The following is a 16,047-nucleotide window of genomic DNA, read 5'->3' on the forward strand; positions in this document are numbered from 1 at the left end:
CTCAGTATCCTCGATTGATGGTAATTTTGCAGATGAATATCACTTAGGGGATTTTGGGCGGATATAGACAAACCATAGGACAAAAACTCCAGTTCAATTAATTAAAAATCAATACGATACCAATAAAAATTACATAAGGGCTGAATCAATCGACTGGACATAACAAGCAAGCTGTATTAATTGATCAAACTGTGAATAGCTCTCATTCTCAACTATAATTCAGACCAATTAAAAAGCAATCTCAGGCTGAGATCAAAGGACAGAAGATGAAAAAAGATCGTGTATTTAATCGAAAAAAACAAGCCAGACCTCTTATTCCCCTTCTCTCTATCGGTGGATTTATCTTATTTTCAAACTCATCTTTTGCAGCAACGCCTGCTGAAGTTGCCAATCAAGATCAGCCCTCCGAAGTGCTGCCGACCATTAGCATTACGGCATCGCGTGCAGATGAATTGTCCTCTTCGGCCAAACAAGTCACCAAGCTCGATGAAAAACAAATCGAGCTGTTAAAAAATGCCTCATCAGGCAACATCGCCACCGTATTAGCAAAAGTCGTTCCGGGATTATCCGATTCCAGTCGCACCATTACCGATTATGGACAAACCCTACGCGGTCGTAATGCGCTGATCTTGGTCGATGGTGTTCCGATGAATCTTACCCGTGATACCTCAAGGGGGCTTTCTGCGATTGATCCTGAAAGTATTAGCAGTATCGAAGTGATTCGTGGCAGTAATGCGATTTATGGCAGTGGTGCAGCTGGGGGGACCATTTCGATTACAACCAAAGCGGCTGGTGGCGAACCGAGCGCGAAAACAGTCATTGGTTTACAAAGCGGCTTAACCAATCTTCGTACTGATGCCTTAAGTGGTGACATCCATCAATATTTCTCTGGCAGCCTGAATAACTTCGACTATGCCTTAGACTTTGGTTATCAACGTATTGGCAGTCCATACGATGCACGTGGCAGACGGGTTGCGCCTGAACCCAGTCAAGGTGACCTATTTGATGCCGATGCCTATAGCATCGGTAGCAAATTTGGCTATCATCTGGATGACAATCAATATCTTCAGTTTGCAGCAAATTATTATAATGCTGAACAAGACTCGGACTATGCCTCTGATCCAAGTGTGGCTCAACTGCCAGCGGGGACTGTGCCTGCGAAGGCAATCAAAGGTCTGAAATTAAAAGACCAAAATAAAAACGAAAATCAGATCTACAATTTGACCTATAGCCATCAAGATTTCTTCGGCAATAAAGTCGATGCGCAACTGTATTATCGTGACTTTTTTACCCGCTTTGCACCCTTTGATGCGCGTAAAGTCGCAACCCGTGGCGGACAAGTCGATCAGGTCTATCAAGAAAATAATGTGCTGGGCAGCCGTTTAACCGTGAATACACCGCTTGCGTTTTTAGGCGACACTTCGCTGGTTTGGGGCGGTGATTTCAGCCGTGAAAAAAGTGAAATGCCCTTAGATACCTTCGACCCGAAAATTTATGACCAGTCAGGTGGTCTGGAATTTGTCAAAAATGGCAAACTGATTTACTTACCTGAGCTCACCACGCAAAGTATCGGTGGATTTGCGCAATTGAAGCACCATTTCAATGAGCAATGGTCAGCAGAAATCGGCACACGTTATGAAGACAGTTATGCCAAAATTGACAGCTTTATTCCCTTGTCTCAACTCGGCAAAGCCAATCCTTATACGGTTCAAGGCGGTAAAGTCAAAGCAGACGCATGGCTTTACAATGCCAATGTCAGCTTTGCACCTACAGATGCACACTCGATTTATGCCTCCTTTAATCAGGGTTTCCAACTCCCCGATGTTGGTGTCATCATCCGTAATGCAGGGGTAGGTTTCGACTTAGGTTCTTCTTTCTTAGAACCTGTCAAAGTGGATAATTATGAGCTTGGCTGGAATGGTCATTTTAATCATTTTAGTTCTAGTTTAGCGGTATTCCACTCCACTTCTGATCTGGGGGGGGGTGCAATCCTTTAATAATGGACTGGTGCTTGCGCGAACCAAAGAAAAAGTGACTGGTGTAGAAGCGACCCTTGATTATCTTGAAGATGCCAAAGTCTGGGGTGCTGGTGGGAGTGTGACGTGGATGAAAGGACGCGAAACCCCTCAAAATACCCATACTGAGCAAGATATGACTGGTTACCGTATCCCACCATTAAAAGTCACAGGCTATATTTCTTATAGTCCGACAGATACTTGGACCAACCGCATTCAAGCCACTTATTTTGGCGCAGAGGATTATCGTTTGAATGGCGTAAATAGCTTTGGACGTTATGATGTCAAATCTTATACCACCGCTGATTTACTCAGTAGCTTTGCACTGAACAAGAAAGATACGATGACCATCGGTATCGAAAATATGTTTAACAAGCAATATTACCCGCTGTATAGCCAACTGATGAGAAACAGCAACAATACCAGTCATTTACTCGCAAATGGCATTACGCTGAAAGTGTCTTATAGCCATAAATGGTAAATTCGAATCAATGAGAAACCGTCATAAATGACGGTTTCTTTCTCAAGCTCATTCATTATTTTTGAGCTGAAGCATTTTGTTTCTGCTGTAGCTCATGTAATTTTTTGCTATAGGTTGAATAGACGGGATTCCACGTCTTGCCTTTGTCTTTAGAAAAATTAACAAGGGCATAGTAAGGTGAAAAATAAGTATTTAAAAGAGCCCCTGAATCAAGCACCGTGATATAGCTCTGCGGGATTATTTTACGTTTTTCCCATGTGGGGGTTGCTTCTTCTTTAACCGCTAACTCACCCCAGCTAAATGGTCCAGAAGCAATATAAATATCGCCTTGCTTTGAAAATTGCGCTGGCCAAATATTGACTTTAAATGGGCTATCAATTTTTTGCCATGTCGCACCATGATCTTTTGAATTAAATTGCTTGGCAAAAACACCTGCAAAACCACCTTTAGAAGTAATCAAACTAAAGGACTGGTCTGGGTTAACAAACAGCTGCGTAATATTGGCGTTATCGGGTACCTTATTTTGGCTCCATGCTTTGCTTGCATACTCATAGCGATTAATATTTCCATACATATCAGCATAATCAAAACCGCGCTCATCCTCCCACATCCAGAAACCATTCAGCCCTAACCAAGCATTAAATATTTTTTTTGTTGAAATTGGTTTCCAATCCCCCTTTTCTAAACGATCACTACGATAAATAGTCAGATCAGTTCCCACAATATGTGCTAAATACCAACCTTGTTGATCGTTACCCACAACATAGGCAATGATTCCTATAGGCAAATTACCCGTATCAACAGGACTTAGCGTATCACTATCTTTTTGATGCTTATAGAAATTATTCATCTCACCATAAGCTAAAAAATCAAAATGACGATTTTCTTTTACGGTTATGCAGTCAAAAGACAGAGCTTCTTGGCTTTGAAGTATTTTGGCTTTTTCTTTTTTATCTTGGATATCATCGTTTAAGGAAAAAGAAAAAATAGAACCAATTTTACTTGCTGCAACCACCCTATTGTCTGGTGTTTCCTTAAAACACTGCATTCCAAAAGGTAATAATTTATTTTCATTACCAAAATGTTTTTCTATCTCAGTAATGGGTTGAGTCCAGCCTGTTAAAACCTTGTCTTTATAAATCGCTTGCAGATACTTATCTCCAAATTTATTGATTAGATTTTTATTAGATGGATAGTTTTCAGATCTTGAAAAAAAATATGCACCATTGGCATGCGTCAAAAATATACGTCCAAGATCAGTGGTTGTATTCTCAACCACTTTAAATGTACGGGCTTGACTGGCTTGCTCATTATCCACCAAATTGATAAATTTTGTTGCCCCTGCCAGCATCGGATTTGCACTCGGCATAAAGCTGTTCAGCTCAACAACACGATATTCCCCCGCAGGTAATTTCCCACTATAAATCAGTGTAGAACGTGAAACTCCTGAATTAATAACATCAATTTTATAGGTCTTATTATTTTTCCGGATCATGGTTTTTTCTGTAAGACTTTCTACGAGTAAAAACGGAAAATTCATCCCATTATTAAAACCGATACTTAAGACCACAGGATATAATTTCTCTTCTTGTTGCTCAGGTGCGAACACATCTTTTGCCACTGCATTCATTTCTCTTGATTGCGGCGTTGTAGCACATGCCTGGAGTAACAAACAAATGGTGAAAACCACCCCACTTTTCAATATTAAATTTAGTTTATTCATTTACTTAATCATTTAAATGTCAGAAACAACATGTATCAAGGATGAGAAAACTCTCGCCCTACCCAATAAAGGTGAACATTACTAGAATTATTAACAATAAACCATCTTAAATATAATCATAATCAACTTGATTGATACATTTTGAAACACTAGTACAACTAAAACACCGTCTAAATTAAAGTAAAATTCATGAACTAACTTCTTCAACATCAGTGTTAAGGCAATCCCTTGCCCTGCTGATGTGCCTTTATTGCGCCTGTATCATCATTTAAATTCTTTCTCTCTATCTGGTTTGTCATATAGAGCGTCATTTAATTTTTAAGGTAAATTGAATGAAAAAATTTTGGAAATATTTATTAGTACTGCTCGTGGTACTAATTATTATTGCAATTGCCTTTCTTTTTAGACCAGTTGCGTCTAAGGCAATTAAAACCACCAACAACGAACCTACTGTCGATGTCGTACTCATCGGTGGCGGGATTATGAGTGCCACGTTAGGTACTTATCTCAACGAATTACAACCTGACTGGAACATCCGCATGTATGAACGTCTTGATGCTGTTGCACAAGAAAGTTCAAACGGTTTTAACAATGCGGGCACAGGTCACTCAGGCTTTATGGAAATGAACTATACCGAAGAAAAAGACGGTAAAATGGACATTTCTAAAGCTGTGAATGTGGCGGGTCAGTTTGAAATTGCCAAGCAATTCTGGGCATACCAAGTCAAACAAGGTGTACTCGAAACACCAAACACTTTCATTAACCCTGTACCACACATTGCATTTGTGTGGGGCGATAACGTGAACTTCATGGAAAAGCGTTATGCTGCCATGGTTCAAAATCCGTTATTCGCGGGCATGAAATTGAGTGAAGACAAAGCTGAAATTCAACAATGGGCACCATTGGTGATGGACGGTCGTGATCCTCAACAAAAAGTGGCTGCAACCCGTATGGACGTTGGTTCTGACGTGAACTACGGTGCCATCACGACCCAGTTGATCAACAACCTCGAAAAGAGTCCTAACTTTAAACTCAGCACTTCAACTGAAGTGACGGGCATCAGCAAGAATGACGACAACACTTGGTCTGTTGCTTTCAAAGATTTGAAATCGGGCAAAGTTGATCATGTCAAAACACGTTTCGTATTTATTGGTGCGGGCGGTGCTGCAATTAAATTATTGCAAATGACTGGCTTACCAGAAGCACAACAATATGCGGGCTTCCCTGTAGGCGGTGAGTTCCTAGTAACTGACAACCCAGCAATCACTGCAAAACATACAGCCAAAGTCTATGGCCGTGCTGATCTTGGTGCGCCTCCGATGTCTGTTCCACATATTGATACCCGTTATATTGATGGTAAAAAATATGTGTTGTTTGGCCCATTCGCAACCTATTCAAACAAGTTCCTGAAAAATGGTTCACAATTTGATTTGCTTGCATCGACCAACAAAAACAACGTCTTGCCTATGACTGCAATTGGTCTACAAAATGCCGATCTCGTTAAGTATCTGGTCAGCCAAGTGTTAATGTCTGATGCTGATCGTTTCAACGAGTTGAAAAAATACTACCCTGAAGCTGATCCAAAAGACTGGCATTTACAACAAGGTGGTCAACGTGTTCAGATCATCAAAAAAGAGCCGGGTAAACCTGCTAAATTGCAATTTGGTACAGAAATCTTTGCGTCTAAAGACAAGTCTGTAACCGCATTGTTAGGTGCTTCTCCGGGTGCTTCAACTTCACCTTACATCATGCTCAACTTGCTTGAAAAAGCCTTCCCTGAGCAAACTAAAGGTGAATGGAATGGCAAGTTACATGAAATCGTGCGTTCTTATGGTAAAGACCTTTCAACTGATCCAGCGTTGTTAGATCAAATCCGTCAGTACTCAAGTTCAACTTTAGGCTTGAACTATAAGACTCCTGCAAACTTGGTTCCTGCCAAGAAAGTCGAAAAAGCGGAAGCTGTTGCGCAATAAGCAACGCCTAGCCCATTGAAAATGGGAGGAGTTTTCGCTCCTCCCTTTTTCTTTATCTCTCTTTTATACATAACACCTTATGCCCGCTGCTGCACCCCACTCTGCTTTTGCTGCATTTGCCAGTCGTGACTTTAGGTTATTGACCCTCAATCAATGCTGCCTAACGTTTGCGGTGCTCATTCAAGAAGTGCTGGTGGCTTTTCATCTCTATCAAATCACCAAAAATCCGCTCATTCTCGGCCTAGTTGGGATCATGGATTTCTTACCTTTTCTCGCTCTGTCTTTATGGGGCGGTTATATTGCTGACCGTTTTAATCGGCAGCGTATTTTACAAATCAGTTTTAGCCTTGCCATTCCCCTATCGGTTGGCTTATGGATCTGCTTTGATCTGTATAACACCCAGACGTTCAGTGCCAATGTCCTACTGATTGCGACTTTCAGTATCCTGTTTTTATTTGGCTGTATTCGCGGTATTTATAGCCCCTGCTTTAACTCCTTACGTCCTTTTGTCGTACCCGAGCATCTGTATACCAATGCAGCGACATGGACCAGTATGTGCTGGCAAGCTTGCGGTATACTTGCACCTGTGGTTGGCGGTTTTCTGTTGGCGCATCTGGATTTGGATATTACCTTTGCCGTGATTGTGGCGCTTTTTCTTACGGGCAGTATGGCCCTATGGTGCTTACAGAAGCGCACGTTTCCTCAAATCCAAACGGAGTCGGTGACTCAAAGTCTAAAAGACGCACTACAATTTATTTTTAAAACCAAAATTATTTTTTGGGCGATGTTTCTCGATCTCGGCTCGGTTTTCTTTGGTGGCATCATCGCGCTGCTACCCATTTTTGCCCAAGATATTTTGCATGTCGGTGCCGATGGTTTTGGTCTATTACGCGCCGCACCTGCATTTGGTGGCTTGATCATGCTGCTGATTTTGGTACGTTATCCACCTAAATCCAGACCGTGGCAGATGATGCTCATTGCGGTCACTGGCTTTGGTCTGTGTACTTTGTTATTTGCTGTTACCAGACACCTCTATTTTTCCATCGCAGTTCTCATTATCATGGGGGCATGTGACAGCATCAACATAATTATTCGTCAAACCATACTGCAATTGATTCCACCCAAAGACATGCTTGGTCGTGTCGCTGCCATTAATGGCATCTTTGTCACGTCCAGCAATGAGCTGGGTGCATTGCAGTCCAGTGTGATGACACGCTTTTTTAGCGTGGTGCCAGCCATGTTGATTGGCGGTTCACTGTCTTTGTTCTGTGTGCTACTGACCAAGATCAAAACCAAAGATTTATTGAAGTTTCGTTTTTAATCCCCCAAACAAACAGCTATTTAAAAAACCAATATCATATGAAACACACTTTGCCCGCATCTTCAGGCCTCTCTAAATTTATTATTTTTTCCGTCTTTGTATGGCTAGTGCTGTTGTGGCTACAGTCGACCTATATTGTCATTATCGGGGGTCAAGCCTATCTGTTCTGGACTTCTTTGGGTCTGTTGATTCTGAACCTACTCAGCTTGCGCCCCAACATCTTAAAAAACCGAATTGCTCTGGCAATTACAGCACTACTGTTGCTCTATCTGGCCTTTCACTCTTTATTTTGCACCTATTTGATCATCGCTTTTTACTGTATTTTCTATTTATATGCGGGCGAATATAAACATAAACGCGCCATTAAGTTGATCAGCCTGTTTTTGATTATGATCATCTTTGCAATTTACCAAAGCCAATCTCTGCATGAACTGAAAAGCCATTATGCTCCCTATGAAACTGGTGAAACATGGCAAAAATATGGTGCTTTATAAGTCCACCCATAAAAAAACCTCACATGACGTGAGGTTTTTTCATTGACTCGATTAATCTTGCGAATCAGGGTACAAAGGACGATTACCAGGACTAATACGATTGATATGCAAGAAGGTCATATGCCGCTCGTACTTATCCAAGATGTCATTAATCACCTGTTCTTTGGTATATCCAACCAAGTCATTGTCTTGAGAACCTTCATATAAGAAAGTTTCCAAGCGGTAATAGAACTGTTTGCCGCGTTTACCACGCTCACTAAAGGTCGGCGCGATATAACGTACCGGCCAGATCTGGTACACGAAGTTATGTTCTTCTTCGATGTAAATGGTGAGATCAAGATGATACAGACTTTCGCTTTCTTCGACTTCACCCTGCGTCACTTCGACATTCATGCCACGCTTCACCAACTCATCCGCCACGGTTTGTACCGCAGGTTTACACACGCTATCGAGCATGCGTTGAGTCTCGCTACTACCTGGATGATGCATGACACGGGATAAACGCTGTTTCCAGTTCAAAATATCCACGTTTCCGACCACAGGTGCAGCATTCAGGCTACGGCTGGCTTTACGATAATCTTCTAAGCGCAAGGATTTATATAAGCCCGCCATCACCAATAGCATCACAAAGCTAAACGGCAAGCCCATAATGACGGTGGCACTTTGCAGTGCAGTAATCCCGTTGGCCATCAACATCGCCACGGTAAGCAAACCAATGGCAGTTGCCCAGAAGATTCTCAGCCAACGTGGTGCATCATTATCGACATTGGAGAACTTGGTAGTAAAGTTACCGAGTACCAAAGCCCCTGAATCGGCAGACGTCACATAGAACAATAGACCCGTAATGGTGGCGATCCCCGCAATAAAGGCAAAGCCTGGATATTGCGCCAACAGGTCATAAAAACCATGTGCAGGATCAGTCAGAACGGTTTGTGCCAGTGCCGTATTGCCTTCAAAAATTACGTTATATAAAGCGCTATTCCCAAAAATAGACAACCACGTAATCGTGAACAATAAAGGAATGATCAAGGTGCCACAGACAAATTCACGAATGGTACGACCACGTGAAATACGTGCCAAGAACAGTCCCACAAATGGCGACCATGCGACCCACCATGCCCAGAAGAACAAGGTCCAACTGTTCATCCAGTCTTTTGGTCGGTCAAAGGCAAAGCTTTCCAAGGCCAAACTTGGGAAACGACTGATATAGTCACCAAAGTTTTGTACCAAGGCATTGAGCAGGAATTCGGTATTGCCAAGGAATAGGACGAACAACATCAAGCCAATCGCGGCATAAATATTGATTTCGGATAAAACCTTAATGCCTTTATTGACCCCTGCCGTCACCGAAATAATCGTGACAATCACAGCAAGACCAATCAGGGCGATCTGAATCCATAGATTTTCAGGTACATCAAACAGTACATGCAAACCATAATTGATCTGCACCACCGCAATACCACAGGTGGTGGCGATACCAAAGATCGTACCAATGACTGCGGCTGTATCGACGGTATGCCCAATCGGTCCGTCAATTTTATTCCCAAAGATTGGGTATAAGGCAGAACGAATGGTCAGCGGCAAGTTATAACGATAACTAAAATAGCCCAAGGCCATCCCGACCAGCGCATACATGCCCCAACCCGTTAAGCCATAGTGGAACAGCGTCCAGACCATGCCCTGACGCGCAGCTTCATAGGTCTGTCCCTCGCCCACGGGAGGATTCATATAATGAGACAGCGGCTCAGCCACCGAGAAGAACATCAAGTCTGTGCCGATGCCCGCTGCGAACAGCATGGCCGACCAACTCAGCAAGCTAAACTCAGGTTTGGAGTGCTTCGGACCGAGCTTAATATCACCATAACGCGAGCAGGCAATAAAGATCACGAAGATCAGATATAGCGTTGCTGCCAGCAAGTAATACCAGCTGAATTTATCACTGACCCAAGCCAGCACCACATTAAGTAAGTGGTTGGCAAAGTCATTAAAAAAAATCGTAACCAGTGCAAATGTTAAAATAAGTAGAGCTGAAACATAAAAGACCACACGATTTAAATGGTCTTTATTCGCTAATGTAGAATCATCAACCGCTCTTGGATTATCTGTTGCCATACAATCCTCAGGGAGTTAGAGAACAAAAAGAAAATATTCATCTACGTCTTTCCACCTTTGCATCAATGAAAAGACATGTCTGAATAAAAAATGAAAAATAAAAGTCATTTACCCGAATTACAATGTTTCTGATTTTTCAGTTATAGCTTGTGATGACTGAGTTACCTGCGTTATCACTTGCGGCGGTGTAGGACGAAACTGATCCTGTTTTAGTGCTTTGGCCAAGCCAAACATATACAGCAAAATAATAACGGAAAATGGTAAACCACACAGCACCACGGCACTTTGCATGGAGTGAAAACTCCCTGCCAACAGCAGACCAATACTGACAATGGTAATCACCACAGACCAGAAAATTCTCAACCAAATCGGCGAATCACTTTCATTGCTACCCCCTTTCGAGGACAGATTTGCGATCATGAGTGTACCAGAACCCACAGGGGTCAAAAACAATACGAAACAAATCACAACAACAATCCCAGCAATATAAGGATTGAACGGTAAAAATTCGAGAAGCTTAAATAAGGACAACGCAGGGTCAGTCAACACCAAGTCACCGAGGATTTTTTGCTTCTGTTCCAGAATAAAATAGATTGCAGTATTGCCAAAAATCGAGATCCAAGCCAAGGTAAAACCGAGTGGAATCAGGCAGACACCCAACACCACTTCGCGAATGGTACGGCCTTTGGAAATTCGCGCAATAAACATACCCACGAATGGTGCCCATGCGATCCACCATGCCCAATAAAACACCGTCCACGAACCTAACCACTCACCCGCCTTGCTGTTATAGAGATACATGTCAAAGCTTTTCGCCAGAAAATGATCGAGGTAATCGCCCATGTTCTGCACCAAACCATTGAGCAAATGATTGGTTGGACCTGTCAGGAACACGAATAGCAATAAGGCATAGAGTAATCGTAGATTAATACGAGATAACCACGCCAGACCTTTTTCAATCCCGACCACGGTGGTGATGGTCGCCACTGACATCATCAACAACACCACCGCAATCAGTGTGGTTTGGTTATTGGGAATTTCTGGAAGCAGATAATGTAGACCCGAGACCAGTACCAAAGCCCCGATGCCCAAGTTAGTCACCAGAGAAATCACCGTGGCTAAAATCCCGAAACCATCGACAAAGTCACCGATCAGACCATGAATCCGCTCACCAAAGATCGGATACAGCGCAGAACGTAAGGCCAACGGCAAATCTCGACGGAAGGCAAAATAACCCAATGTCACACCTAGCAAGGCATACAGCACCCAACCATGAATGCCCCAATGCAGAAAGCTATACATCATGGCATCACGCGCAGCTTGTATGGTGCCACCCTGACCTTCAGGCGGTCGCAGGAAATGATCAACAGGCTCAGCTACACCGTAATACAACAGTGCAATCCCGATCCCTGCCGAAAACAGCATTGAGACCCAAGCCAGATAGCCAAACTCAGGTTTATCGTCATCTTTGCCTAATGGAATCTGCCCAACCCGTGAAAAAGCCAGCCAAGCAACAAAACCTAAACAAACCACAATCACCAGCATGTAGTACCAACCAAACAATTGATTGGCCTGCCCTTGTATATAGGTCAACCAGAACTGGCTGCGCTGTGGAAACAACACAAACAATAGGCCAAAAATGCCGATACTGATTGCGGAGCTCCAAAAAACAAACAAATTTAAACGTATAGGTTCAGATGGGGACCCTTCATTACTTTCTGACACCATGTTCTTGCTCCTTGCAATTGGTGTTTTTTTCTTAAAAAATAATGTGATAAGTGTTCAATTCTGCTTATCGCCTTATCCATAAGAATCTTTGATTTATTACGCTACTTCTATTCTTGCCAATCAAAAATTCATTGATTTTTACAGATTATACTTTTTATTGATTGAACGTTCAATCAATAAAAAGTATGATAAAAAAATGTTATGATGCTCTACATCGAGAAATGTTGAATAAAAAGCACCTTGGCCGGGCTTGAAATGGATAAGCATGACAAAGCGTAGAGTAAAACCAGAGCATGTGCGACGTGAAGAAATTATTAACGCCGCATTTTATGTAATTTCTGAAGTGGGGTTATCCAATACCACCATTGCACAGATTGCAAAAAAGGCCGAACTATCGACCGGTATCGTGAGTCACTATTTTGGTGACAAACAGGGTCTAATCAATACCTGTATGCAGGAAATGCTCAACGTTTTGCGTCAAAAAACTGACCAATACAAAGCTGAAGCAGATGCGCATCCAGAAAGCCAGATCAAGGCCATTATTGATTCCAACTTTGATATCAGTCAGGTCAACAAACAAGCCATGCGGGTCTGGTTAGACTTCTGGTCAGCCAGTATGCACTTGCCCGAGCTTGGACGTTTACAACGAATTAATGATCAACGCCTGTACTCCAACCTGAAGCATTATTTTTTGATGTTGGTAGAGGATAAACAACAGGCCAGCATTGCCGCCCGCGGATTGGCGGCTTTGATTGACGGATTATGGTTACGTGGCAGTTTGAGCAGTCATGATGAGTTTGACAGCCAGTTGGCACGTTCCATTGCTTACGATTATGTAAAAACGCAATTGCAATTTGCGAACAAACCTTTGCAGGAGAAACAGAATGAGTGATGCACAAGTTCACCAGTTATATATCCACGGACGTTATGTCGCAGCAACCAGTGGTCAAACATTTAACAGCATTAACCCTGCCAACGGTGAAGTGATCGCAACACTTCAACAAGCCTCACAACAAGACATTGAAGTGGCTGTTCAAAGCGCACAACAAGGCCAGAAAGTCTGGGCAGCCATGACTGCGATGGAGCGTTCTCGCATCCTACGCCGTGCGGTTGATATCCTACGTGAACGTAATGATGAACTTGCCCAGCTCGAAACCCTCGATACTGGTAAGGCCTACAGCGAAACATCGACTGTTGATATTGTGACAGGTGCCGATGTCATCGAATACTACGCAGGTCTTGCAACTGCCATTCAAGGCGAGCAAGTACCACTTCGTGAATCAAGCTTCTTCTATACCCGTCGTGAACCCCTTGGTGTAGTGGCTGGGATCGGGGCATGGAACTACCCAATTCAAATCGCAATGTGGAAATCTGCCCCTGCCCTTGCTGCGGGTAATGCCATGATTTTCAAACCAAGCGAAACTACGCCGCTAACCGCATTCAAACTTGCTGAAATCTATACGGAAGCGGGCGTTCCAGACGGCGTCTTCAACGTGGTTCAAGGTGCGGGTCGTGATATCGGTCAATGGCTGACTGAACATCCTGTGATTGAAAAAATTTCGTTCACGGGTGGTGTCGAAACTGGCAAGAAAGTGATGGCCAGCGCTGCGGGTTCAACCTTGAAAGAAGTCACCATGGAGTTGGGTGGTAAATCACCGCTGATTATTTGTGATGATGCCAACCTCGACCGTGCTGCGGATATCGCAGTGATGGCAAACTTCTTTAGCTCAGGCCAAGTCTGTACCAATGGTACTCGCGTGTTTGTACCGAAAGCCCTGCTTGCGGCTTTTGAAGCCGCCGTTGTAGAACGGGTAAAACGCATTCGTATTGGCGATCCGATGGCTGAGCAAACCAATTTCGGTCCACTCACCAGCTTCCCGCATATGGAAAAAGTGTTGTCTTTCATTGAGTCAGGCAAACAGCAAGGTGCAAAACTATTGATTGGTGGTGGTCGTGCCACAGAAGGTGATCTCGCCAAAGGTGCTTATGTGCTCCCGACGGTATTCAGCAACTGCCAAGATGATATGGCGATTGTGCAAGAAGAGATCTTCGGTCCTGTGATGAGCATTCTCAGCTATGAAACTGAGGAAGAAGTGATTCGTCGTGCCAATGACACCACCTTTGGCTTAGCTGCAGGTGTGGTGACCCAAGACATCACTAAAGCGCATCGTATGATTCATCAACTTGAAGCTGGTATCTGCTGGATCAATACCTGGGGTGAATCACCTGCGGAAATGCCAGTGGGCGGCTACAAGCAATCTGGTGTTGGCCGTGAAAATGGCTTAACCACTTTGGGTCATTACACCCGTATCAAATCCGTTCAAGTTGAGTTGGGTGAGTATCACAGCATTTTCTAATGCCCTCAGCTTTCACCCTCAAAATTAATCCTCAATGCCGAGCAATCCCATGATTGCCTCGGCATCCTCAAGAATAGAAAAAGGGATAACGATGAATACTCAAGCATATGACTACATTATCATTGGCGCAGGATCTGCCGGAAATGTGCTCGCAACACGTCTGACTGAAGATAAAGACGTGACTGTTTTACTTTTGGAAGCTGGTGGTCCAGACTACCGTTTAGATTTCCGGACTCAAATGCCAGCCGCTTTGGCCTTTCCTTTACAAGGTCGTCGCTATAACTGGGCCTATGAAACCGATCCTGAACCCCACATGAACAATCGCCGTATGGAATGTGGTCGTGGTAAGGGCCTCGGTGGTTCTTCACTAATTAATGGCATGTGCTATATCCGTGGTAATGCCATGGACCTGGACCAATGGGCAAGCATGAAAGGTCTGGAAGACTGGAGCTACGCCGACTGCTTACCTTACTATAAAAAAGCCGAAACCCGTGATATTGGCGGCAATGACTATCATGGCGATAAAGGTCCTGTATCCGTGGCAACCCCTAAAAATGGCAATAATGTGCTGTTCCATGCCATGGTTGAAGCAGGCGTACAGGCAGGTTATCCACGTACCGATGACTTAAATGGTTATCAACAAGAAGGTTTCGGCCCAATGGATCGTACCGTGACCCCAAAAGGTCGTCGTTCAAGTACCGCGCGTGGTTATTTGGATATGGCCAAAGGTCGTCCGAATTTGACCATCGTCACGCATGCCACCACCAATAAAATCTTGTTTAATCAAAAACAGGCAGTCGGTGTGGAATATATTATTGGTGCTGACCAAGCCAATATGAAACAGGCACAAGCCAAACGTGAAGTATTGCTCTGTGCAGGAGCAATTGCCTCACCACAAATCTTGCAACGCTCAGGTGTAGGTGAAAGTACCTTCCTGAAATCGATGGATATTGATGTGGTACATGACCTGCCGGGTGTCGGTGAGAACCTGCAAGACCACTTGGAAATGTATTTGCAATATCAATGCACGCAACCTGTATCACTCTACCCTGCACTGCAATGGTATAACCAGCCTGCCATTGGCGCTGAATGGTTATTCAATGGCACAGGTGTGGGCGCAAGCAATCAGTTCGAAGCGGGTGGCTTTATCCGCAGTTCGGAAGAGTTCGACTGGCCGAATATCCAGTATCATTTCTTACCTGTTGCGATTAACTACAACGGCAGTAATGCAGTAAAAGAGCATGGCTTCCAAGCCCATGTCGGTTCAATGCGCTCGCCTTCGCGTGGTCGGATCAAGCTCAAATCCAAAGATCCGTTTGAACATCCAAGTATTCTGTTCAACTACATGTCAACAGAACAGGACTGGCGTGAATTCCGTGATGCAATCCGTATCACCCGTGAAATCATGGCGCAGCCTGCGCTTGATCCGTATCGTGGTGAAGAAATCAGTCCAGGTAAACATATCCAGACCGATGCAGAACTGGATGAGTTCGTACGTAGCCATGCAGAAACGGCGTTCCACCCATCATGTAGCTGTAAGATGGGCGAAGATGACATGGCGGTGGTCGATGGCCAAGGTCGAGTGCATGGCGTACAAGGCTTACGTGTGGTCGATGCTTCCATCATGCCACTAATCATTACCGGCAACTTAAATGCCACCACCATTATGATCGCAGAAAAAATTGCCGATCAAATCCGTGGCAAAAAACTCCCTCGTTCTGAAGCGGCTTATTACAAAGCGGGTACAGCACCTGTACGTCAAGCGCCGTTACGTCCAATACTATAAGGAAGATATTCCTCAGGGGATACCCGAAGCTCAGCTTCGGGTTCCACTTCATTCAGG

9 protein-coding genes and 1 pseudogene are annotated in these 16,047 nt (G+C 43.8%); 7 read left to right on the plus strand and 3 right to left on the minus strand.

Features of this window, described 5'->3' with window-relative positions; genetic code table 11:
* Positions 1-266: 266 nt before the first annotated feature.
* Positions 267-2,496, plus strand: a pseudogene (locus F957_RS20865) (TonB-dependent receptor).
* Positions 2,497-2,551: 55 nt separating this feature from the next.
* On the opposite strand, the gene F957_RS07245 reads toward F957_RS20865, so the two are convergent.
* On the minus strand, positions 2,552-4,219 hold the full coding sequence (locus F957_RS07245; RefSeq protein WP_016660444.1) for a sialidase family protein: 1,668 nt from the start codon (positions 4,217-4,219) through the stop codon (positions 2,552-2,554).
* Between the two features lie 332 nt (positions 4,220-4,551).
* Here F957_RS07245 and mqo point away from each other — a divergent pair, with 332 nt between their 5' ends.
* From mqo to F957_RS07230, 3 genes are all read left to right on the plus strand, one after another.
* Complete coding sequence (mqo, locus tag F957_RS07240) at positions 4,552-6,192, plus strand: malate dehydrogenase (quinone) (RefSeq protein ID WP_016541620.1); 1,641 nt, start codon at positions 4,552-4,554, stop codon at positions 6,190-6,192.
* Positions 6,193-6,271: 79 nt separating this feature from the next.
* On the plus strand, positions 6,272-7,513 hold the full coding sequence (locus F957_RS07235) for an MFS transporter (RefSeq protein ID WP_016541619.1): 1,242 nt from the start codon (positions 6,272-6,274) through the stop codon (positions 7,511-7,513).
* 38 nt (positions 7,514-7,551) lie between these two features.
* Entirely contained in the window at positions 7,552-8,007 is a 456-nt protein-coding gene (locus tag F957_RS07230) for a hypothetical protein (protein WP_016660445.1), read from the plus strand.
* A 51-nt stretch (positions 8,008-8,058) separates the two neighbouring features.
* On the opposite strand, the gene F957_RS07225 is transcribed toward F957_RS07230, so the two are convergent.
* A complete protein-coding gene (locus F957_RS07225; protein WP_004655484.1) occupies positions 8,059-10,119 on the minus strand; it encodes a choline transporter in 2,061 nt (686 codons plus the stop codon).
* A 117-nt stretch (positions 10,120-10,236) separates the two neighbouring features.
* A complete protein-coding gene (locus F957_RS07220; RefSeq protein ID WP_016541617.1) occupies positions 10,237-11,847 on the minus strand; it encodes a BCCT family transporter in 1,611 nt (536 codons plus the stop codon).
* Between the two features lie 265 nt (positions 11,848-12,112).
* Here F957_RS07220 and betI point away from each other — a divergent pair, with 265 nt between their 5' ends.
* The 3 genes from betI (at position 12,113) to betA (ending at position 15,990) form a co-directional block, all read left to right on the plus strand.
* Positions 12,113-12,739, plus strand: coding sequence for a transcriptional regulator BetI (gene betI / locus F957_RS07215; protein WP_005239515.1), 627 nt, complete (start codon positions 12,113-12,115; stop codon positions 12,737-12,739).
* A complete protein-coding gene (betB, locus tag F957_RS07210) occupies positions 12,732-14,204 on the plus strand; it encodes a betaine-aldehyde dehydrogenase (protein ID WP_016541616.1) in 1,473 nt (490 codons plus the stop codon). The genes betI and betB overlap by 8 nt, the downstream gene beginning before the upstream one ends.
* 91 nt (positions 14,205-14,295) lie before the next feature.
* The gene (betA, locus tag F957_RS07205) at positions 14,296-15,990 is read left to right on the plus strand and encodes a choline dehydrogenase (RefSeq protein ID WP_016541615.1); all 1,695 of its coding nucleotides are present in this window, start codon (positions 14,296-14,298) and stop codon (positions 15,988-15,990) included.
* The last annotated feature ends 57 nt before the right edge of the window (positions 15,991-16,047 follow it).

This window comes from Acinetobacter gyllenbergii CIP 110306 = MTCC 11365 (genome assembly GCF_000413855.1).
Taxonomy (GTDB): domain Bacteria; phylum Pseudomonadota; class Gammaproteobacteria; order Pseudomonadales; family Moraxellaceae; genus Acinetobacter; species Acinetobacter gyllenbergii.

What these genes read in the sequence shown, in the direction of transcription:
- F957_RS07245 (WP_016660444.1), bottom strand. Translation starts at nt 4,219, where the DNA reads ATGAATAAACTAAATTTAATATTGAAAAGTGGGGTGGTTTTCACCATT.
- mqo (WP_016541620.1), top strand. Translation starts at nt 4,552, where the DNA reads ATGAAAAAATTTTGGAAATATTTATTAGTACTGCTCGTGGTACTAATT.
- F957_RS07235 (WP_016541619.1), top strand. Translation starts at nt 6,272, where the DNA reads ATGCCCGCTGCTGCACCCCACTCTGCTTTTGCTGCATTTGCCAGTCGT.
- F957_RS07230 (WP_016660445.1), top strand. Translation starts at nt 7,552, where the DNA reads ATGAAACACACTTTGCCCGCATCTTCAGGCCTCTCTAAATTTATTATT.
- F957_RS07225 (WP_004655484.1), bottom strand. Translation starts at nt 10,119, where the DNA reads ATGGCAACAGATAATCCAAGAGCGGTTGATGATTCTACATTAGCGAAT.
- F957_RS07220 (WP_016541617.1), bottom strand. Translation starts at nt 11,847, where the DNA reads ATGGTGTCAGAAAGTAATGAAGGGTCCCCATCTGAACCTATACGTTTA.
- betI (WP_005239515.1), top strand. Translation starts at nt 12,113, where the DNA reads ATGACAAAGCGTAGAGTAAAACCAGAGCATGTGCGACGTGAAGAAATT.
- betB (WP_016541616.1), top strand. Translation starts at nt 12,732, where the DNA reads ATGAGTGATGCACAAGTTCACCAGTTATATATCCACGGACGTTATGTC.
- betA (WP_016541615.1), top strand. Translation starts at nt 14,296, where the DNA reads ATGAATACTCAAGCATATGACTACATTATCATTGGCGCAGGATCTGCC.